15 protein-coding genes are annotated in these 18,934 nt (G+C 63.9%); 6 read left to right on the top strand and 9 right to left on the bottom strand.

Annotated elements, in window-relative coordinates:
• The first annotated feature begins 17 nt into the window (after positions 1-17).
• Positions 18-1,478: an efflux transporter outer membrane subunit gene (locus EBQ26_RS01325; protein WP_122237213.1), complete on the top strand. Its 1,461-nt coding sequence runs from the start codon at positions 18-20 to the stop codon at positions 1,476-1,478.
• 87 nt (positions 1,479-1,565) lie between these two features.
• Here the strand turns inward: EBQ26_RS01325 and EBQ26_RS01320 are convergent, their stop codons facing one another.
• From EBQ26_RS01320 to EBQ26_RS01310, 3 genes are all read right to left on the bottom strand, one after another.
• Positions 1,566-3,722, bottom strand: coding sequence for a TonB-dependent siderophore receptor (locus tag EBQ26_RS01320; RefSeq protein ID WP_238944056.1), 2,157 nt, complete (start codon positions 3,720-3,722; stop codon positions 1,566-1,568).
• A gap of 363 nt (positions 3,723-4,085) precedes the next feature.
• A complete protein-coding gene (locus EBQ26_RS01315; RefSeq protein ID WP_122237211.1) occupies positions 4,086-5,168 on the bottom strand; it encodes a helix-turn-helix transcriptional regulator in 1,083 nt (360 codons plus the stop codon).
• A gap of 141 nt (positions 5,169-5,309) precedes the next feature.
• On the bottom strand, positions 5,310-7,682 hold the full coding sequence (locus EBQ26_RS01310) for a Tex family protein (protein ID WP_122237210.1): 2,373 nt from the start codon (positions 7,680-7,682) through the stop codon (positions 5,310-5,312).
• 133 nt (positions 7,683-7,815) lie between these two features.
• Here EBQ26_RS01310 and EBQ26_RS01305 point away from each other — a divergent pair, with 133 nt between their 5' ends.
• Both EBQ26_RS01305 and mutS read left to right on the top strand, forming a co-directional pair.
• Entirely contained in the window at positions 7,816-8,625 is an 810-nt protein-coding gene (locus EBQ26_RS01305) for a ferritin-like domain-containing protein (RefSeq protein WP_238944054.1), read from the top strand.
• A gap of 59 nt (positions 8,626-8,684) precedes the next feature.
• The gene (gene mutS / locus EBQ26_RS01300; protein ID WP_238944053.1) at positions 8,685-11,477 is read left to right on the top strand and encodes a DNA mismatch repair protein MutS; all 2,793 of its coding nucleotides are present in this window, start codon (positions 8,685-8,687) and stop codon (positions 11,475-11,477) included.
• Between the two features lie 142 nt (positions 11,478-11,619).
• Here the strand turns inward: mutS and EBQ26_RS01295 are convergent, their stop codons facing one another.
• Genes EBQ26_RS01295 through EBQ26_RS01285 form a run of 3 tightly spaced genes read right to left on the bottom strand, consistent with a single transcriptional unit; the run spans position 11,620 to position 14,496 of the window.
• Positions 11,620-13,068 carry a sensor histidine kinase gene (locus EBQ26_RS01295; protein ID WP_122237208.1) on the bottom strand — a complete coding sequence of 483 codons (1,449 nt, stop codon included), beginning with the start codon at positions 13,066-13,068 and terminating at the stop codon, positions 11,620-11,622.
• A gap of 32 nt (positions 13,069-13,100) precedes the next feature.
• Complete coding sequence (locus EBQ26_RS01290) at positions 13,101-13,769, bottom strand: response regulator transcription factor (protein WP_122237207.1); 669 nt, start codon at positions 13,767-13,769, stop codon at positions 13,101-13,103.
• A 22-nt stretch (positions 13,770-13,791) separates the two neighbouring features.
• Positions 13,792-14,496, bottom strand: a complete 705-nt coding sequence (locus EBQ26_RS01285; RefSeq protein ID WP_238944052.1) for a PepSY domain-containing protein — start codon at positions 14,494-14,496, stop codon at positions 13,792-13,794.
• 173 nt (positions 14,497-14,669) lie between these two features.
• Here EBQ26_RS01285 and EBQ26_RS01280 point away from each other — a divergent pair, with 173 nt between their 5' ends.
• The 3 genes from EBQ26_RS01280 to EBQ26_RS01270 all read left to right on the top strand — a co-directional run bounded on the left by EBQ26_RS01280 (position 14,670) and on the right by EBQ26_RS01270 (position 16,310).
• Positions 14,670-15,314: a PepSY domain-containing protein gene (locus EBQ26_RS01280; RefSeq protein ID WP_122237205.1), complete on the top strand. Its 645-nt coding sequence runs from the start codon at positions 14,670-14,672 to the stop codon at positions 15,312-15,314.
• A 66-nt stretch (positions 15,315-15,380) separates the two neighbouring features.
• A complete protein-coding gene (locus EBQ26_RS01275; protein WP_238944051.1) occupies positions 15,381-15,887 on the top strand; it encodes a PepSY domain-containing protein in 507 nt (168 codons plus the stop codon).
• An 18-nt stretch (positions 15,888-15,905) separates the two neighbouring features.
• Complete coding sequence (locus tag EBQ26_RS01270; RefSeq protein ID WP_122237203.1) at positions 15,906-16,310, top strand: PepSY domain-containing protein; 405 nt, start codon at positions 15,906-15,908, stop codon at positions 16,308-16,310.
• Between the two features lie 249 nt (positions 16,311-16,559).
• Here EBQ26_RS01270 and aat read toward each other — a convergent pair whose 3' ends face one another.
• From aat to EBQ26_RS12525, 3 genes are read right to left on the bottom strand one after another with little or no spacing between them, the layout of a single operon-like run.
• Positions 16,560-17,315 carry a leucyl/phenylalanyl-tRNA--protein transferase gene (aat, locus tag EBQ26_RS01265; RefSeq protein WP_122237202.1) on the bottom strand — a complete coding sequence of 252 codons (756 nt, stop codon included), beginning with the start codon at positions 17,313-17,315 and terminating at the stop codon, positions 16,560-16,562.
• A gap of 53 nt (positions 17,316-17,368) precedes the next feature.
• Positions 17,369-18,643, bottom strand: a complete 1,275-nt coding sequence (locus EBQ26_RS01260) for a TRAP transporter large permease (RefSeq protein WP_122237201.1) — start codon at positions 18,641-18,643, stop codon at positions 17,369-17,371.
• Between the two features lie 60 nt (positions 18,644-18,703).
• Positions 18,704-18,928 carry a hypothetical protein gene (locus EBQ26_RS12525; RefSeq protein WP_147473392.1) on the bottom strand — a complete coding sequence of 75 codons (225 nt, stop codon included), beginning with the start codon at positions 18,926-18,928 and terminating at the stop codon, positions 18,704-18,706.
• Positions 18,929-18,934 lie beyond the last annotated feature (6 nt).

Below are 18,934 nucleotides of genomic sequence, written 5' to 3'. Positions count from 1 at the left end.
CCAGGAGGATTTCATCCATGACATTCACCCGATCCCCCCTTGGTCTGGTCGCAGTGGCGGCCCTGTGCACCCTGGGCGGCTGCACCCTGGCGCCGGTCTATGAACAACCTGCGGTTGATGTGCCGCAAACCTTCTCCTACGCCACGCAGCCCGGCGACGAGCCAGGCGGCATCCAGGCCGCATCGCTGGGCTGGCAGGACTTTTTTGCCGATGCGCGCCTGCACCGCCTGATCGAGCTGGCGCTTGCGCGCAACACCGATTTGCGCAAGGCTGCCCTCAATGCCGAGGCCGTGCGCCAGCAATACCTGATTACGCGGGCCGATAGGTTGCCCCAGTTGGCGGGCACCGCCAGCGGCTCGCGCATGCGTGTGGCGCAAGACCTCAGTCCTACGGGCCGCTCGGCGATCAATGCCTCCTACAGCGTGGGCCTGGGCATTGCCGCTTATGAAATCGACCTGTTTGGCAAGCTGCGCAGCGCCAACGATGCCGCATTGCAAAGCTACCTGGGCAGCGCCGCCATGCAGGACGCCGCGCATTTGAGCCTGGTGGCCTCGGTGGCCAAAGCGTATTTCAACGAACGCTATGCCGAAAACGCCATGGCGCTGGCGCAAAGCGTGCTGAAAAGCCGCGAGCAGACCTACGAGCTGACACAGCTCAAACACCGCTCCGGGGTGGTTTCCGCCATCGATTTGCGCCAGCAAGAAGCGCTGATCGAATCGGCCAAGGCCGACTATGCCAACGCCGTGCAAGCGCGCGAGCGGGCGCGCAACGCCTTGGCGCTGCTCATCAACCAGCCGGTGCCCGCAGATCTGCCAGAGGCGCTGCCCTTGGCGCAGCAATTGCCCATGGCGCATTTGCCCGCTGGCCTCAGCTCCGAAGTGCTGCTGCAACGCCCGGACATCCGCGCGGCCGAATTTGCGCTGAAACAGGCCAACGCCCACATTGGCGCAGCGCGCTCGGCGTTCTTTCCCAGCATCCGCCTGACGGGATCGGTGGGCGCTGGCTCCAATGAGCTGGGCCAGTTGTTCAGCGGTGGCAATGGCACCTGGAGTTTCATGCCCTCCATCAACCTGCCCATCTTCAACTGGGGCAGCCTGCAAGCCAATCTGGATGTGGCCAAAGTCCGCCAGCAAATCCAGGTGGTGAACTACGAAGCCGCCGTGCAAGCGGCCTTCCGCGACGTGGCCGACGCACTGGCCGCCCGCACGCAGCTCGAACAACGCCTGCAAGCCACCAGCCGCCAAAGCCAGGCCTACACCGAGGCCTTGCATCTGGTGCGCTTGCGCTACCAGCACGGCGTGGCCAGCGCGCTGGACTTGCTCGACGCCGAGCGCAGCAGCTACGCCGCCAATATGGGCCTGTTGGCCACCCAATTGACCCAACTGGAGAACCTGGCCGATCTCTACAAAGCCCTGGGCGGCGGCTTGCAGCGCCGCAGCGGTCAGGACGCTACACACGCCCGGTCAGCACAGCAATAAGTTTTGCGTGAGCGTGTGTGGCGCTGCCAGCGATACGTGATACGTGTCCGTGGGCTTCCGTGCCAAGGGCGAAAGTGCGTACACGCTCTAAAAGCTGTAATTGAATCCCAGCTGCACGTTGCGTGGGGTGCCCCACTGATACTGCGTGAATGCGCCGTAGCTGGTGTAGTAGCGCTGATTGAACAGGTTGTTGACGTGCAGCGATAGCATGGCCTGCGGGTGCAGCCGGTATTGCAGCATCAAGCTGGCAATGGCCCGTGAAGGCTGGCGGATGTCCACGCTTTGCCGTGCCGGGTTGCGCACGCTGCGTAGGGTAGGGCCGTACCAGTTCAAGCCGCCGCCGATGGTGAGGTTGTGCAGGGCGCTGCCAGCAAAGGTATAGGTGGTAAAGAGCTTGAAGCTGCGGTTGGCGCTTTCGCGGCTGATGCGCTGGCCTTGCGCATCGTGGGCCACAAAGGTAGTCAAACCGGCTTGCACATTCCAGCGCGGTGTGATGGCGCCTGAGATTTCGGCATCCAGCCCGCGTGTTCTGGCCCCATCGACCGGGCGGTAGATGGCCTGGCCGCCGGGGCCGGTGTCGCCGGTGGCGATGGCAACGTTGTCGCGCCGGATTTCGAACAGGGCGATGGCGGTGTTGAGCCGTCCGCCATACAGGCCGGATTTGAAGCCGACTTCGTAATTGCGGCCCATCACGGGTTCCAGATAAGCGCCGCTGGCATCCATGGCCGTCTGGGGCTGGAAGATGTCGGTGTAGCTGGTGTAAAGCGAATGTTCCGGGGTGAGCTTGTAGCTCAGCGCCAGGTAGCGCGAGGGCTGGCTCAGGCGCTGGTTGTGCGGCTTGAAGTAGGGGCCGAAGCTGTCGTCGCGCACTTGATAACGGCTCAGGCGCAGGCCCAGGGTCAGCGCCAGGGCATCGGTCACGGACAGCTCGGTAATGCCAGAGAGGGCGTACTGCGTACGGGTGCCGCGCTGGGTGGTGAAGCTCTCGCTCTGGTATTGGGGTGCAGGCAAATCGAAGCCGGGTTGGGTGAAGTCGCCCCACGTGCGCGGTAACTGGCCGGGCAAGGGGGCGTGGTAGGCGTTGTGGTAGCGGTTGCGGTTGAAGCTGGCGTTCAGGCGCACGAAGTGGGTGCGACCCCAGGCGTCGAAATGGCCGTTGAGCTTGCCATCCCAGCTGCTTTGTACGCGGCTGCCGAGGATTCGGTTCATGGCAGAGGTTTGCAGCCCGGTATGCGTCAATGGGGCGGGGCTGCCAAAGGCATAGGTATTGTCAAAGTCGCGCTTGGCGCTGGCGTGGGTGTAGCTGGTTTCGGCCTTCCAGCCGCTGGCGAATTGGTGCGATGCGACGACGTAGGCGCTGCGGTTGTGGTTATGGTCTTCGGCCCAGCGTGGGGCGATGTTGGTGGCGCGGTCGAAATGGGTGAGGCTCCCGTCACTGTAGAACAGGGGCAGGCCGCCGCTCATGACGCCGTGGCTGCGGTTGCGCTGCCAGTCCGCGCCCAGACGAAGCTGGGTGGCGGCGCCCAGATCGGCTTCCAGCGTGCCGAACAGCACATGGCGTTGCTCACCGTGGCGGTGCAGAAAGCCGTTGCGGTGTTGCGCGGCGCCCACCAGCCGGGCGCGCACGCTGCCATCGGTAGTCAGGGCTGTGGACGCATCAAGCTGGCCGCGCCGCAATTGCCATGATCCCAGCCCCAGCGCCGCGCTGCCTTGCACACCTGGGCCACGGTAGCTGGCGCGCTTGCGCACCAGGTTGATGGAGGCTGACGGGTTGCCGGGCCCGGTCATGAAGCCGGTGGCGCCGCGCACCACTTCCACGCGGTCGTACAGGGCGGTGTCCATCAGGTTGTCGCCAAAGTTGAAGCGCGTGTCGTAGTAGGTGGTGACCCCGTCGTAGGACACGCTGCTCACGTTCATGCCGCGCGAGGAGATGCTGAAGCGGTTGGTCTCGCTTTGCTGCAAGCTCAGGCCCGTGGCGTTGCCAATCACGTCGATGATGCGGCCCAGCTCGGGCTGGTCCTGCATGCGGCGGTTGGTGATGATGCTGACCGACTGGGTGCTGTCCTTGAGCTCCTGCGCCATGCCGGTGGTGGAATTGGTCAGCGTGGCGGTGTAGGAAGGCGTGCCTTCCGTGGTCAGAAAACTGCCGGTGACGGTGACAGCCTGGAGGACTCCTGCGACGCTGGCCTGATCGTCAGGCGTTTGCGCCCCGATCCGCTGCTGCGGTGACGCGAGGGATGGCATGGCAGGCGATGCAGCGCTTTGGTCCGCTTGCGCCCATGCCGCGCCAGCAGCCAGACAAGCGCATGCGCAGGCCAGTGCGGACAAACGTCGCGCGGCAGGGGGGACGGGGGGAGCGGGATGCATGGAGGGGAAGGCAGCAAATGTCGGGGACATGGCAGATCAAGGTGCAGGGGATCGAAAAAGCTGCGGTGTCCGCGCGCGCGAGTGGATGCGCGTGCGCCGCAGGCGATAGGGGATCCCTGACTCTAAAAATTGCCCTGTGCGCCGACGTTGGCGCAAACACGAAAAAACATGGCGCAATCCCGAAAATGCGCATTGTTGGGGCAGGGGCGCAAGGCCCGGAAAGCGTGGCTGGCGGCCTGCTCAGGCCCGGCAAGGCAGGCTATCCACCCACGCCCGCTTGCATGCTGCGGTGGGGGAGTGCCCGAAATGCGCGCGAAAGGCTGCCGAGAAGCTGGCCGGATGGCGGTAGCCCGCGCTGGCGGCGGCCTGGGCCACGCTGATGCCCTGCTGGAGCTGCTCGCGCGCCAGCTCCAATCGGCGCTTGCGCAGGTACTGAAACACGGAACAGCCATAGGCCTGCGCAAATTTCAGGCCAAGGGTGCTGACGCTCATGCAGGCCAGCCGGGCCAGGGCGTGCAGGGAATGCGCTTGCTCGGGCTGCTCGTGCAGCAGGGCGCGGACTTGTTCCAGGCGTCGCATGTCGCGCGCCGTGGGCGAACCGCCGGCGCGCGCAGCCGTTGCGGGCAGGTCAGGCCCTTGCCCTTGAGCCTGTCCTTGCACCCAGTGGCCAAGCCCACAGGCCAGCAATTGCAGGGTCGCGCCTTCCATATAGAGCTTTTGCAGGGGGCCGTGCCACGGGGGCTGGAGCAGGCCGGAGACGATCTGACGCACGTGGGTGCTGGTGCGCCAGGCGCGAACCTGGGGGCGGCTGGTATGGCACGCCGCCAGATGTGCACAGGCTGCCAGCGCACTGTCTTCCTGCAAGGCGTGGGCATCGGTGAGGGCTACGGAGACGCTGCGCAGGCGCTGGCCGGCGGCGTGCAGGCCGCTGATGGCAGCGCCCTCGCCGTACTGGGCGCTCATGGCCAGGCTGGGCTGAAGGCGCAGGATTTGTTCTTCACGGGTGTGCAAGCGCACGTCCGCCTGGCCTTGCAGAAGAAAGCACACGGCGAATTCGCTGTGCACCTGGGAAGTGGACTGATAGGGCTGGAGCACGTCAATGTCCGAGAGCACCAGGCACAGGCCAGGGCGAATCGCACACTCAAGCACCCGCCCCTTGGCAACGCAGCAGTGGGCGGGGTCGCAGCCCTTGCGCTCCAGCGCGGCGTCCAGTTGCGGGAAGCGGTAACCGAATGCGTTGCGCTGGCCGAACTGGTGGAAATCCGCCACTGAGAAGCTGCGTTCAGGGCAATGCTCCAGCGGTGGCGTGCATGCGGCCTTCATGGTGCGGATGGGGTGAAAGGCAGATTGAGTGTGTGTAATATCTTTTTATTATCAATCAAAGGAAAATAAATCAACTTGTTTCGGCAATTCTGCATTGATATTGATTTTCCTTTGATTGGTGTTTTGCGTTTTTGGGCGCGCTTACTTTTTCAACCCCTGCAACTTGGCAAAGGCCGATTGCATGGCCGATTGCGGCTGGGCCTGGCGCGCGGCGTTGCGCGCGCCAGCGGGGCTGCGGCCGCGTTCGCCGCGCGCGCCAGCGCCTTGGCTGTGGCTGGCGGCGCTGGCGTCCAGGCGCATGGTCAGGCTGATGCGCTTGCGCGGCACGTCCACTTCCAACACCTTGACTTTGACGACCTGGCCGGTCTTGACGATTTCGCGCGCATCAGCGACGAATTTGTTGGCCAGTTGGCTCACGTGCACCAGCCCGTCCTGGTGCACGCCCAGATCGACGAAGGCGCCGAACTGGGCGACGTTGCTGACCGTGCCTTCGAGCACCATGTCGGGTTTCAGGTCGGCAATGTCCTGCACGCCTTCGTTGAAGCGCGCCACAACGAAGTCCGGGCGCGGGTCGCGGCCGGGCTTTTCCAGCTCGGCGAGGATGTCCTTGACGGTGATGGCGCCAAAGCCTTCGCGCGCGAATTGCTCGGGCTTGAGGCTTTTGAGCAAGGCGGTATCGCCCATGATTTGCTCGACGGATTTGCCCGTGCCGTCCAGGATGGACTGCACCACAGGGTAGGTTTCGGGGTGCACGCCGGTCATGTCCAGCGGGTTGTCGCCGCCGCGAATGCGCAAGAAGCCCGCGCTTTGCTCGAAGGCTTTGGGCCCCAGGCCGGTGACCTTGAGCAGTTGCTGGCGGTTCTTGAACGCGCCGTGCGCTTCGCGCCAGCGCACCACCGAGCGCGCCACCGAGGCGCTCAGGCCGGAGACGCGCGAGAGCAGCGGCACGCTGGCGGTGTTCAGGTCCACGCCCACGCCGTTGACGCAGTCCTCCACCACCGCGCCCAGGGTGCGGGCCAGCTCAGTCTGGTTCACATCGTGCTGGTACTGGCCCACGCCGATGGATTTAGGGTCGATCTTGACCAGCTCGGCCAGCGGGTCTTGCAGGCGGCGGGCGATGCTGGCTGCGCCGCGCAGGCTCACATCCACGTCGGGCATTTCCTCGCTGGCAAAGGCGCTGGCGGAATAGACGGAGGCCCCGGCCTCGCTGACGACGACTTTCTGCACGCGCTGGCCGGCCTTGTCGGCCAGGAGCTTGACCAGCTCGCCGGCGAGCTTGTCCGTCTCGCGGCTGGCCGTGCCGTTGCCGATGGCGATCAGCGCCACCTGGTGCTTGGCGCACAGCGCGGCCAGGGTGTGCAGGCTGCCTTGCCAGTCGCGGCGCGGCTCGTGCGGGTAGACGGTGGCCGTGTCCAGCAGCTTGCCGGTGGCGTCCACCACGGCGACTTTGACGCCGGTGCGGATGCCCGGATCCAGCCCCATCACGGTGTGCGCGCCCGCGGGCGCGGCCAGCAGCAAATCGCGCAGGTTGTCGGCAAAGACCTTGATGGCCACGGCCTCGGCCGCTTCGCGCAGGCGGGCGAACAAATCGCGCTCCAGCGACAGGCTGAGCTTGACGCGCCAGGTCCAGGCCACCACCTTGCGCAGCCAGTCGTCGGCCGGGCGGCCCTGGTGGCTCCACTTCAGTTGCAGGGCGATGTGGCCTTCGGCCAGGCTGGGCTGGCCCGCTTCGGGTTCTTGCGGCTGGGCCAGGCGCAGGTGCAGGATGTCCTGCGCGCGGCCACGGAACACGGCCAGGGCGCGGTGTGAGGGGACCTGGGCGATCGGCTCGTCGTATTCGTGGTAGTCCTTGAACTTGGCGATTTCGGGGTCTTGCGGGTTCTTGCCCTCGATCAAGCGGCTGCTGAGCACGCCGCCTTCCCACAGCCACTGGCGCATGGCCTGCACCAGCGCCGCGTCCTCGGCCCAGCGCTCGGCCAGGATGTCGCGTGCGCCGTCGAGCACTGCCTGCACGGTGGTGAAGTCGCTGCCGTCCTCGCCTTTTTCGGCTTTGACGTAGGGCTGCGCGGCCTCGGCGGGGGTGAGGTTCGGGTCGGCAAACAGCACATCTGCCAGCGGCTCCAACCCGGCTTCGCGCGCGATCTGGCCCTTGGTGCGGCGCTTGGGCTTGTAGGGCAGGTACAGGTCTTCCAGCTCCTGCTTGGTCTGCACCTGGGCGATGGAGGCGGCCAGTTGGGGCGTGAGCTTGCCTTGCTCCTCAATGCTCTTGAGCACCGCCCGGCGGCGCTCTTCCAGCTCGCGCAAGTAGCCTAGGCGCTCTTGCAGCGTGCGCAGTTGGGCATCATCCAGCCCGCCGGTGGCTTCCTTGCGGTAGCGCGCGATGAAGGGCACGGTCGCGCCTTCGTCCAGCAGCTTGACGGCCGCTTCGACCTGGCGCACAGCCGCGCCCAGCTCCTGCGCAATCAGTCGGTGGATGGCTTGTTGGGCTGCGTCAGCGAGAGGGGCAGAGGACATGGGCAATCGGTGGGGAAAAAGAAAAACGCGCGAGTTTGCCATAGCCGGGCATAAACCCATCCAAGGCCCGGGAGCTGATCTATAGTGCGCGCGCCGCTTGCGGCGGCCTGAATATGCAGGGATTTTTTCTTGAATGACGACTGAAAATCTTTATCCAGCCCTTTATCGCGCACTGATGTGTTGCGACGTGGATGAAAAAATCCGCCAGATTTACGCCATTTATTATGGCTATCGCGATGGTTTGTTTCACCGCGAGAAAATCCCGGTGGTTTCCGTGCCCGATGCGGGGCGGCCTGCCAAACCGCCCTTGGTGGCGCCACGCGACGTGCGCCAGCGCGGGCTGGGCAGCGTGGAAGGTTTGCAGGCCATGCTGCACGCCATTGCGCATATTGAATTCAATGCCATGAATCTGGCGCTGGATGCGGCCTACCGCTTCCAGGATATGCCGGAGGATTTTTACCGCGACTGGATTCGCGTGGCCAAGGAGGAGGCCTACCACTTCAGCCTGATGCTGCAACGCTTGCGCGATGTGGGCGCCGATTACGGCGACTTCCCCGCCCATGCCGGTTTGTGGGAAGCCTGCGTGGAAACCGAGCACGATGTGATGGTGCGCATGGCCCTGGTGCCGCGCGTGATGGAGGCGCGCGGGCTGGATGTCACGCCCCATATTCAGGAGAAACTACGCCAGGCGGGGGAGAACCGCACCGCCCGGTTATTGGATGTGATTTACCGTGATGAGCACGGCCACGTTGCCATTGGCTCGCATTGGTTCAAATACTGCTGTGTGCAGCGCCAACTGGATTATCGAAAAACCTTTGAATCCTTATTGACGGGCTATTTGCGCGCCAAAATCAAAGGCCCGTTCAATATGCAGGCGCGTTTGCAGGCTGGTTTTGACGATTTGGAAATGGCGATGCTGCAAAGCCTGGACGGCCAGCGCTGAAAAATTCCCGCCAGTGGCGCTGCCTACAATCGCCACCCTTTTGCATTGCCCGAAAGCCCATGCGCGCTGCTTCTACCCACGACTCCAACGCTGCCAACGACTTCAGCGGCCACACGCCGATGATGGCCCAGTATCTGGCGCTCAAAGCCCAGCACCCGGACACGCTGCTCTTCTACCGCATGGGCGATTTTTATGAAATGTTCTACGAAGATGCGCACAAGGCGGCGCGGTTGTTGAACATTACTTTGACGCAGCGCGGGCAATCGGCAGGGCAGCCCGTGCCCATGGCGGGCGTGCCGTTTCACTCGGTCGATACCTATCTGGCGCGGCTGATCAAGCTGGGCGAATCGGTGGCCATTTGCGAGCAAATTGGCGATCCGGCGGCCAGCAAAGGCCCGGTGGAGCGCAAGGTGGTGCGCATCGTCACCCCCGGCACGCTCACCGATGCGGCCTTGCTGCCCGACAAGCAGGAGGCGGTGCTACTGGCCATCCACGAAGCGCAGGGCCGCCAGGCCAAGGGGCAGGCGCGCTATGGCCTGGCGTGGCTGAGCATCACCCAGGGCGTGGTGCATTTGGCGCAATGCAGCGCGGGGGCGTTGAACGGCTGGCTGGACCGCATTGGCGCCAGCGAGACGCTGTACAGCGCAGGCGCGCCGACCCAGAGCGCGCGCAGCCTGGATGCCCTGCTGGCCCAGCGCCAGCTCAGCGGCCAGGGCAGCGCCGCCCAGGCCTTGCCCGCCTGGCAGTTTGATGCGGCGCTGGGGGTGCGCAAGCTCACCGGGCATTTGCAGGTGGCCAGCCTGCACGCCTGGGAGGCGGCCGATCTGCCCCTGGCCCACGCCGCCGCCGCTGCGCTGCTGCATTACACGGCCCACACCCAGGGGCGCGATTTGCAGCATTTGCAAGGCATCGAAGTCGAGCGCGACGACGCCACGTTGCATCTGCCCGCGACCACGCGGCGCAATCTGGAGCTGGTGCAAACCCTGCGCGGCGAGAGCAGCCCGACGCTGTTTTCCCTGCTGGATACCTGCGCCACCAGCATGGGCAGCCGCCAGCTCAAGCAATGGCTGCTCAACCCGCCGCGCGATCGCCGCATCGCCGCCCAGCGGCTGGAGCGCATTGGCGCCTTGCGCGCAGGCGCGGCGCTGCCGCTGTGGCAGCACTACCGCGGCGCGTTGCAGGGCGCGGCCGATGTGGAGCGCATCAGCGCCCGTATTGCGCTGGAGCAGGTGCGCCCGCGCGAGCTGGTGGCGCTGAAAAACACCTTGCGCCAGGCGCTGGCGCTGGCCAATGGCCGCCAGAGCGCCGAGGTTGCCGAAGCCTCCGGAGTTGCCGAAGCCACCGCAGCGACGGAGAACAGCGCCTTTTGCCTCGACAGCCTGTTGGCCGCACTGGCTGCGCCCGAAGGCTTGATCGACCTGCTGCAAGCGGCCATCGTGCAAGAGCCTGCCGCGTTGGTGCGCGATGGCGGCGTCATCGCCCAAGGGTTTGACGCCGAGCTCGATGAACTGCGCGCCCTGCAAGACAGCGCCGACACCTTTTTGCTGGCGCTGGAAGCGCGTGAGCGCGAGCGCACCGGCATTGCCAACCTGCGCGTGCAATACAACAAGGTGCACGGCTTTTACATTGAAGTCTCGCAAGGCCAGTTGCACCGCGTGCCTGTGGATTACAAGCGCCGCCAGACGCTCAAAAACGCCGAGCGCTTCATCACCCCGGAACTCAAAACGTTCGAGGACAAAGCCCTCTCCGCTCAGGAGCGTGCGCTGGCGCGCGAGAAGCACCTCTACCAGCAACTGCTGGAGCAATTGCAGGCGCACATCCCCGCGCTCTACCGCATCGCCGGGGCGCTGGCGCAACTGGACGCGCTGTGCGCGCTGGCCGAGCGCTCGGCCACGCTGGGCTGGTGCGCGCCGCAATTTGCCATCGAGCCGTGCATCGACATCGTGCAAGGCCGCCACCCCGTGGTGGAAATGCGGCTGGCGCAAACCGCGCAAACCAGCTTCATCGCCAACGACACGGCCCTGGGCGGCAAGCGGCGCATGCAAATCATCACCGGCCCCAACATGGGCGGCAAATCGACCTATATGCGGCAAGTGGCCCTGATCGCCTTGCTGGCCAGCATGGGCAGCTACGTGCCCGCGCAAAGCTGCCGCATCGGCCCCATCGATGCCATCCACACCCGCATCGGTGCGGCCGATGACCTGGCCAACGCGCAATCGACCTTCATGCTGGAGATGACCGAGGCGGCGCAAATCCTGCACAGCGCCACGGCGCATTCGCTGGTGTTGATGGACGAAATCGGCCGCGGCACCAGCACCTACGACGGCCTGGCGCTGGCGGGCAGCATTGCCACCTATTTGCACGACAAAACCCAGGCGTTCACCCTGTTTGCCACCCATTACTTCGAGCTGACGGAGCTGCCCGCCAAGCTGGCACACGCTATCAACACCCACGTGGCGGCGGCCGAGACAGGCTCGCACATCGTCTTTTTGCACGAATTGCAGCCCGGCCCGGCCAGCCGCAGTTACGGCATCCACGTCGCCCGTTTGGCGGGAATGCCTGCGGGCGTGATCCAGCACGCGCGCGCCACGCTGGAGCATTTGCAAAGCCAAGGCACGCAGGCGCAGGGCGATTTGTTCAGCGCCGCGCTGGACGATGGCCTGGTTGCGACCGGGCCGGGCGATGGGGCGCCGGCGTGGGGAGCCGATGGGGCAGCGGGCGAGGAGGGCGCAAGCGCCCAAGCGCCCAGCGCGGTGGAGCAGGCCTTGGCCGCATTGGATATCGATGCGCTCTCGCCCCGCCAGGCGCAGGCGCAGTTGTATGCGCTGAAGGATTTGTTGGGGGCGACGTGAGCGCGTTGGGGGTCTGTTTAAAGACGGAAGGCTTTTTATTTATAAATCAATAGGAAATAAAACAACCTTGTTTAGGCATGATAGTATTGGGTTTGTTTTTACTATTGATTGAATCGATTGGGTGGCCTATTGAGGGCAGGCGCTAGCTCGTGGGCAGGCGTAGTCGCGCCTGCAAGCCGCCCAGATCGGCGCTGCGGCCCAGCTCCAGGGCGCCGCCCCAACTGTGGGCGATTTCCGCCGCCAGGCTCAGGCCCAGGCCGCTGCCGGGGGTGCGCTCGTCAAAGCGCTGGCCGCGCTGGCCTGCCAGGGCCAGGTTTTCGTCGGCAATGCCGGGGCCGTCATCGGCAATGCCAATGCACAGCGTGGGGCGGGCGCCGGGCGTGGGGGGCGCTTGCAGTTCCAGGTGCACGCGCACTTGGCTGCGGGCCCATTTCCCGGCGTTGTCCAGCAAATTGCCCAACATTTCTTCCAGGTCGCTTTGCTCCCCGCGCCAGCGCAGGGTGTGGGCGAGCGCGTCGGCATCCACCTGCCATTGCAGCGCGCGCTCGGCATGGATGTGCTGCATGAGCTGCACCAGCGCCTGCACCACCTCCAGCACGGCAATGCGTTGCAGCAGGCCTGGCGCACTATCGCTGGCGTTGCTGGTGCGGCTCATGTGGCGTTCGATCAAGCCGTGGATGCTGTGTACCTGCTCCAGCACCAGCGCGCTGGGCAGGCTGGGCTGGGCGCTGGCTTGGGCGCTCAGGCGCGCCAGCGGGGTTTTGATGGCGTGGCTGAGGTCGGCAGCGTAGGTGCGTCCGCGTGCGAGCATGCGGGCGTTGCGCTCCAGCAGGGCGTCGATTTCCTGCGCCAGCGGATCCAGCTCGGGGCCGTAGCCCTGGCCCAGGCGCTCGAGTTCGGCCTGACTGGCATCGTGCATGCGTGAGAGGCGCTGCTGCAATTGCTGCAAGGGGCGCAGACCCACCCGCAATTGCAGCCAGGTGCTGGCGGCCAGCCCGAGCAGGAACAGCAGCAGGGCAAGCCACAGGCTGCGCCGAATGCGGGCCAGGTCGCCGTGCAGCGGCTCAGCCAAGGTGTAAACGTGCAACAGGGCGTGGCGTGGGCCGGCAGGGCCATCGATGCTGACAGGCCGGGCAATGCCCAGCAAAGGGCGCCCGCGCGGATCAGTCTGGCTGAACAGTCCCGCGCGCGCAGGGCGGGGCGGGCCGCTGAGACTGCCGTCCCACAACGAGCGCGAGTACAAGGTGTTTTGCGAGATGGCGGCGGCCGAGGTGCTTTGGGGCTGGCCGGACTGTGCGGCAGGCGTGGGCGGCAGGGGCTGGAGCACCCAGTACCAGCCGGAGAAAATTTGCGTGAACTCACCATCGCGCGAGCCGTCTTGGTATTTCCACTGGCCGTTGGGAGTGAGGAGGAAATCGGCCTGGAGGGCGTCGGCCCTCTCCTCCAGGCGTTGTACCAGACCGCCGTGCAGGCTTTCACTCAGCCGGTTGTAAAGCAGGCTGCCCAGCACGATGAGCAGCAGCATGGCGGGCAGCGGGCCTAGCCACAGCAGCCGCGTGGTGAGGCTGATGCCGTTTCTGAATGCAAACATCACCGTGTCATTGTCACCGTCTCTGGGGGGGGCTAGCCCTGGATCATGCGAAAGCCCAGCCCGCGCTGGGTTTCGATGTACTCAGCGCCAATTTTGCGGCGGATGCGGCCAATGAGTACGTCGATGGAGTTGGAGTCGGGATCCAGATCGCGCGAGTACACGTGCTCGGCAATCTCTGTGCGGGCGACGGTGACGCCGGGGCGGTGCATGAGATAGGCGAGGATTTTCAGCTCCTGCGCCGTCAGCGCGATGCTGCGCCCGGCCAGGCTGACGCGCTGGGCCAGGGTGTCGTATTCCAGCTCGCGCACTTTGAGCAATGCCTGCCCCTGGCTGGGCGCAGGCGCGGCGCGGCGCAACAGGGCGCGCAGGCGCAGCACGACTTCCTCATGCACGAAAGGCTTGGTGAGGTAGTCATCAGCGCCGGCTTGAAAGCCCGCGAGCTTGTCGCTCCAGCGGCTGCGCCCTGTGAGGATGAGCACGGGCATGTGGCAGCCCGCTTCGCGCCAGTGGTGCAGCACGGAAATGCCATCCATGCCGGGCAGGCCCAAATCGAGCACGGCAGCGTCGTAGCTCTCGGTTTCGCCCAGGAAGATGGCTTCGTTGCCGTCGGCACAGGTTTCGGCGACGAAGCCTGCCTGGCCCAGCACTTGTTGCAAGCTGGCGGCCAGGGCGGCATCGTCTTCTACGATCAGAATGCGCATGGGAAGGGGCAGTGGGGCAGGGCTATTTGTGTTTTTTGCGCTGCTCGCGCAAAACGTGGCCGCTGTAGGGGTCTACGTGCAGGGTGACGGTATTGTCGGTCTGCCGGATGTCGATTTCGTAGTGCCAGCGGTTGTCGTGGCGTTGGCGTTCCACTTCGGCTTCCTGCACGATGCCGGGGTAGCGCTTGAGCACTTCATCGAGCAGTTCATGCAGCGGGCGCATGGGCTGAGGGGTGCTGCCCAGTGGCGGGTAGGTTTGCAGCACTTTGCCGCTACTGGCATCCACCAGCACGCCCAGCAACTGGCCCGTGGGCTGGATGACTTTGATGGCGTAAAGACTGCGCCCATCGCCGCTTAACTCCAACTCGGCATCCTCCACATAGCCGGGGTACTGCTTGTGCAATTGCTCCAGCAATTGGGGCAGGGGGATGAGGCGCTCGGGCGTGACGGGGCGCTCGTCGATTTCCACCAGTCGGCCTGTTTCTGCATGGATGGAAACTTCGCGTTTGCGGTGTTGCGCGTCGAGCACCTCCACTTCGTATACCGTGCCATACAGTGGGTGCGTTTCGATCTCGATTTCCACCACACGCCCGGGGACATGGCGCTCCACCGTGCGCAGGATTTCTGCCAGAGGTTTGTAGCGCCCGCTGGAGACAGCTTGGCGCACGCTGTGTTGTTCACTGGCAACAGGCGATGCAACGGGGTATGACTCTGCGGCGCAGTTCATGCTGGCGCAAAGCGCAAGGCCAAGGCAGACAAGGGGGCAATTTCGCATGGCCGAGCATGATGGCGGGCCTTCTTAAACAAAGCATGAATAACCGCTTCAAGCAGCGTTTAGCGGGGGCTTTGCACAATGGCTTCCATCACGTTTTTGTTCCTGCTTTTTAAAGGAGTCCTCTCATGAAAAAAACTTCCTTGCGTTTGGCTGCTGCTGTGGCATTGGGTGCCACTCTTTTTGCCGGTCAGGCTCAGGCTGCCACCAATGCGGTCGAAGCCCTGCAGGCGTTCCAGGCCCAGGGCTACCAGGCGATTTACGACCTTGAGCTGCGCCACGGCGTCTGGACGGCCGAAGGCACCACGCTGTCTGGCGCGCGCGTCGATTTGCTGCTGGACGCGAACAACCACGTGAGCGAAGTGACAGCGGCAACCGCTGCCCAAGTGGGCTGGCAGCGCGTGACCCAGCATTTGTACAACCTGGGCTACCGCAACGTACACGATGTGGAAATGGACGATGGCTTCTGGAAAGCGGAAGCGCGCAACCTCGCTGGCTTCGAAGTCGAATTGGTGTTGCACCCGCTGACGCTGGAGGTGCTGAACGACAAGATTGACGGCTTGGGGTCGGCGGTGCCCGGCGTGGGCAACCCGCTGTTGACCGCACAGCAAATCTACGCCGCGCTGGCCAATGCAGGCTATCGCCACATTCACGATCTGGAGTTTGAAGGCGGCCACTGGGAGGCTGAAGCGGTCAACGCCGTAGGCCAACGTGTGGATGTGCGCGTTGATCCGTTTACTGGCGCAGTCGTGCGCGAGCACCTGGACGATTAAGTGCAGCCGCTTTTGAGCGGGCCATAAAAAAGTTTTGAAAACAGCAAATATTGGAGGGAAATGACCATGAAACCTTTGACCTTGTGGGTTCTGAGTGCAAGTTTGGTGGCGCTGCCTGCGGCGTACGCCTCGGGTTTGAGTGCTGAGCAAGTGCGTGGCGCGCTGGAGAAAGCGGGCTACACCCACGTGCACGATCTGGACTATGACGACGATGGCTATTGGGAGGCCGATGCCGTCAATGCTGCAGGGCAGGCTGTGGACTTGCGTGTGGATCCGCGCACGGGCACGGTGTTGCGCGAGCAGCCCGATGACGATGCAATGCGCTCATCGCGCCGCGATGCTGCGCAGCCCACGCCTTTGGCCCAGCAACCGGCCCGTGCGGCAGCGCCTTCCTTGACGGCGGAGCAAGTGCGCGCGCGGTTGGAAAAAGCTGGCTACACAGGCATCCATGATGTGGATTACGACGACGACGGCTATTGGGAGGCCGATGCCGTGAACAGGGCGGGGCAGCGCGTGGATTTGCGCATCGATCCCCACTCGGGGGCCGTGCTGCGAGAGCGCAGGGACGATTAAGCCTTAGCTGCGCGCAACATGGGACATCTCCCCAAGACCGCTTCCCTTGGCGTGCTGGGCGTGATCATCGTGATTGCATTCGTTTTCTCGGCTGTGGCATTCGCAGAAAAAAGACGTTGCCTGCGTCAAACGGCGGTTGCGGTGGCAGCCGCCGCTCCCACAGCGCAGCAACCAATGACGCCGATACAAGTACGCTTGGCCTTGGAAAAGGCGGGTTATGGGCGTGTGCATGAGATCCGTGTGCATGGCCGTAATTGGCGTGCCCAGGCCGTCAACAGCCAGGGCCAACGTGTGGGTGTGTGGTTCGAGACTGCCTCAGGCCAGGTCGTGCGTGAAATGCAGGAAGATTGCCAAACCGCCGCTCAGACTCCAGATGCCAGCTTTGAGCCGCCGGTTGTGATGCCGTTGGAAGATATGCCTTAATTACAAATCAATGTATTTTTCCTTTGAGTGCAGTTTTGCCAAAAAGGGGTTGTTAATTTTCTTTTGATTTGTAATTAAATTGTTCTTAGAGCCTGTTCAAAATCTCGGCGCGAGTGGACAAGAAGCGGTTTGGGATGGGCTGCAAGGCGCAAAACACAGCCATAGCGCCCGCTATGGCGAGGCTTTGCAACGCAGCAGACCGCCCAAATCCGCTCTCTTGGCCGCCGTGCAAAGATTTTGAACAGGCTCTTAAAGGGCTTGATCGGTGATGCTTGGCGTCAGCCAGCGCCAATCTTGCGCCGCCCATTGCCAGATGGGTGCGGGTTGCACCAGGCTGTGGCGCAGCAGGTGCAAAAAGCCAGTGCGCTGGATTTCCCCAGCGCCCAGCGAGGCCAGATGCGGTGTGTTTTGCTGGCAATCGATCCAGCCGATGCCGTGCTTGCGGCAAAAGGCCACCAGAGCCGCCAAGGCGATTTTGGATGCATCGCGTTGCAGGCTGAACATGGATTCGCCAAACACCGCCTGACCGATGTTCACGCAATACAGCCCGCCAGCGAGCTGGCCGTCAAGCCATGTCTCCACACTGTGCACATGCCCTGCGGCGTGCCAGTCCAGATACGCGCGTTGCATATAACGATTGAGCCAGGTGCCATCCTGCCCGGGGCGTGCGATATGCGCGCAATGGGCGAGCACGCTGGCGACGTCATAGTCCATGCGGATGAGCAAACGGCCGCTGCGGTGCAGCCGGGTGATGGTTTTGCGCAGCGATGTGTGCAGGCGAAAAGCCTCGGTGCGCAGCACCATGCGCGGATTGAGCGACCACCACAGGACGGGCGGCTCGCTGAACCAGGGAAAAATCCCGCGGCTGTAAGCCGCCTTGAGCGTCGCCGTGGAAAGATCGCCGCCAATGGCCAGCGGCCCTTGCGCTTCCGTCACCGAGCCGTAGTCGGGGAAGGGGTCGCCAGGGCGCAAGATGGCAAATGGCGGGCGCAAGCGTTCGGACATGGCGGCTGGCAGCGAGGGCGGCAGGCGAAAGACGGGGAAAGCAGGGCGGCCAATCAGCGATACACCCAGTCGCGCAGCAGCAGCGACAGTGCGGGCACGTATGTAATCAGCATCAGGCAGCCCAGCACCAGCGCCACGAAGGGCAGCAACGGGCGCACCATTTGCTCCAGCGAAATGCGCGCGATGGCACAGGCGGCAAACAGGTTCACCCCCATGGGCGGCGTGACCATGCCCAGCGCCAGGTTGACGATCATGATGATGCCAAAGTGCACCGGATCGATGCCGAACTGCTGCGCTACCGGCATCAACAGCGGCGCCAGCACGACGATGGAGGCCGAAGTCTCAATAAACATGCCGATGACCAGCAGCGCCACGTTCAAGCCCAGCAAAAACAGGTATTTGCTCTCGAACAGGCTGCCCAGCCACTGCCCCAGCGCATCGGGCACGCCTGCGCGGTTGAGCAAAAAGCTGAACACCCCCGCATTGGCGATGATGAACATGATGATGGCCGTGCCCACCACCGCGCGGTGGAATACCTGCCCCAGCGCGCGCCAGCGCAGCGTGCGGTACACGAACAGGCTCAGCGCCAGCGCATACACCACGGCGACGACGGAGGCCTCCGTCGGCGTGAAAACACCGCCATAAATGCCACCCAGGATGATGATGGGCATCAACAGCGCCAGCCAGGAGCGCGCCAGCGCTTTCAGCACGGGCAGGCGATCTTCGCCATCGCGCTGGCCCAGCCCGTGCCGGCGGGCGTACAGCCACACATACAGCATCAAGGCGCCGCTGATGAGCAGGCCCGGCAGGATGCCGCCGATGAACACCTCGCCGGTGGATGTCTCGGTCGAGACGGCATACAAAATCATCGGCACGGACGGCGGAATGATGACGCCCAGCTCGGCGCCCGTGGCTTGCAGCGAGGCGGCAAACGGCGTGGGGTAGCCGTGGCGCACCATCGCCGGGATGAGGATGGCGCCGACCGCAAAGGTCGTTGCCACGCTGGAGCCGGCCACGGCCGCAAAAATCATGCAGGTGAGCACGCAGGTCATGGCCAGGCCGCCCTGGATGCCGCCCACCAGGCTTTTGGCGAAATCCACCATGCGCTGAGAGATGCCGCCCGCCTCCATCAAATGCCCGGCCAGGATGAAAAAGGGGATGGCCATGAGCGGGAACTTGTCCAGCGCGGCAAAAATTTGCTGCGGAAACACCAGCCAGTTGATGCCTGCGAATGCAATCCCCGTCAGGCTCGCCAAACCAATGGCCACCGCCACAGGCAGCGACAAGGCAAAGAAGATCAGCATCGAAACGATCATCAATTGGGACATGGCGGTTCTGCTTTATCTTTCAAATCAAGGGAAATCTCAAGAAAACCCGCTTTAATGCAGTCATGCCGAAACGGGTGTATTTTTTCTTTTTTTTATTTTTTTGAAATGGAATTTTTGGAGCGATCCACAGCGGCGGGCCTGCCGCCAGCGCGCGCTGGCAAAGCCGAGGATTATCGGTGAAGCTGCGCCGCCCGCCAGCGCGGTTCTGGCACAGTGCCTTTTCTTCGTGTCGCTATGGTGCTGCCTTTGATGGCTCTTGCCATTGCTCTTTGCTTGCTCTCTCATCACACC

This window comes from Allofranklinella schreckenbergeri, assembly GCF_003703475.1.
Classification (GTDB): domain Bacteria; phylum Pseudomonadota; class Gammaproteobacteria; order Burkholderiales; family Burkholderiaceae_C; genus Lampropedia; species Lampropedia schreckenbergeri.
The sequence above is the reverse complement of the archived record's forward strand: the minus strand, read 5'-3'. Positions and strand labels throughout refer to the sequence as shown.

Bases quoted from the DNA above. Each gene is read 5' to 3' on its own strand.
- EBQ26_RS01260 (WP_122237201.1), bottom strand. From the start codon at position 18,643: ATGTCCCAATTGATGATCGTTTCGATGCTGATCTTCTTTGCCTTGTCG.
- EBQ26_RS01305 (WP_238944054.1), top strand. From the start codon at position 7,816: ATGACGACTGAAAATCTTTATCCAGCCCTTTATCGCGCACTGATGTGT.
- EBQ26_RS01315 (WP_122237211.1), bottom strand. From the start codon at position 5,168: ATGAAGGCCGCATGCACGCCACCGCTGGAGCATTGCCCTGAACGCAGC.
- mutS (WP_238944053.1), top strand. From the start codon at position 8,685: ATGCGCGCTGCTTCTACCCACGACTCCAACGCTGCCAACGACTTCAGC.
- EBQ26_RS01275 (WP_238944051.1), top strand. From the start codon at position 15,381: ATGAAACCTTTGACCTTGTGGGTTCTGAGTGCAAGTTTGGTGGCGCTG.
- EBQ26_RS01270 (WP_122237203.1), top strand. From the start codon at position 15,906: ATGGGACATCTCCCCAAGACCGCTTCCCTTGGCGTGCTGGGCGTGATC.
- EBQ26_RS01325 (WP_122237213.1), top strand. From the start codon at position 18: ATGACATTCACCCGATCCCCCCTTGGTCTGGTCGCAGTGGCGGCCCTG.
- EBQ26_RS01310 (WP_122237210.1), bottom strand. From the start codon at position 7,682: ATGTCCTCTGCCCCTCTCGCTGACGCAGCCCAACAAGCCATCCACCGA.
- aat (WP_122237202.1), bottom strand. From the start codon at position 17,315: ATGTCCGAACGCTTGCGCCCGCCATTTGCCATCTTGCGCCCTGGCGAC.
- EBQ26_RS12525 (WP_147473392.1), bottom strand. From the start codon at position 18,928: ATGAGAGAGCAAGCAAAGAGCAATGGCAAGAGCCATCAAAGGCAGCAC.
- EBQ26_RS01290 (WP_122237207.1), bottom strand. From the start codon at position 13,769: ATGCGCATTCTGATCGTAGAAGACGATGCCGCCCTGGCCGCCAGCTTG.
- EBQ26_RS01285 (WP_238944052.1), bottom strand. From the start codon at position 14,496: ATGAACTGCGCCGCAGAGTCATACCCCGTTGCATCGCCTGTTGCCAGT.
- EBQ26_RS01280 (WP_122237205.1), top strand. From the start codon at position 14,670: ATGAAAAAAACTTCCTTGCGTTTGGCTGCTGCTGTGGCATTGGGTGCC.
- EBQ26_RS01320 (WP_238944056.1), bottom strand. From the start codon at position 3,722: ATGCCATCCCTCGCGTCACCGCAGCAGCGGATCGGGGCGCAAACGCCT.
- EBQ26_RS01295 (WP_122237208.1), bottom strand. From the start codon at position 13,068: ATGTTTGCATTCAGAAACGGCATCAGCCTCACCACGCGGCTGCTGTGG.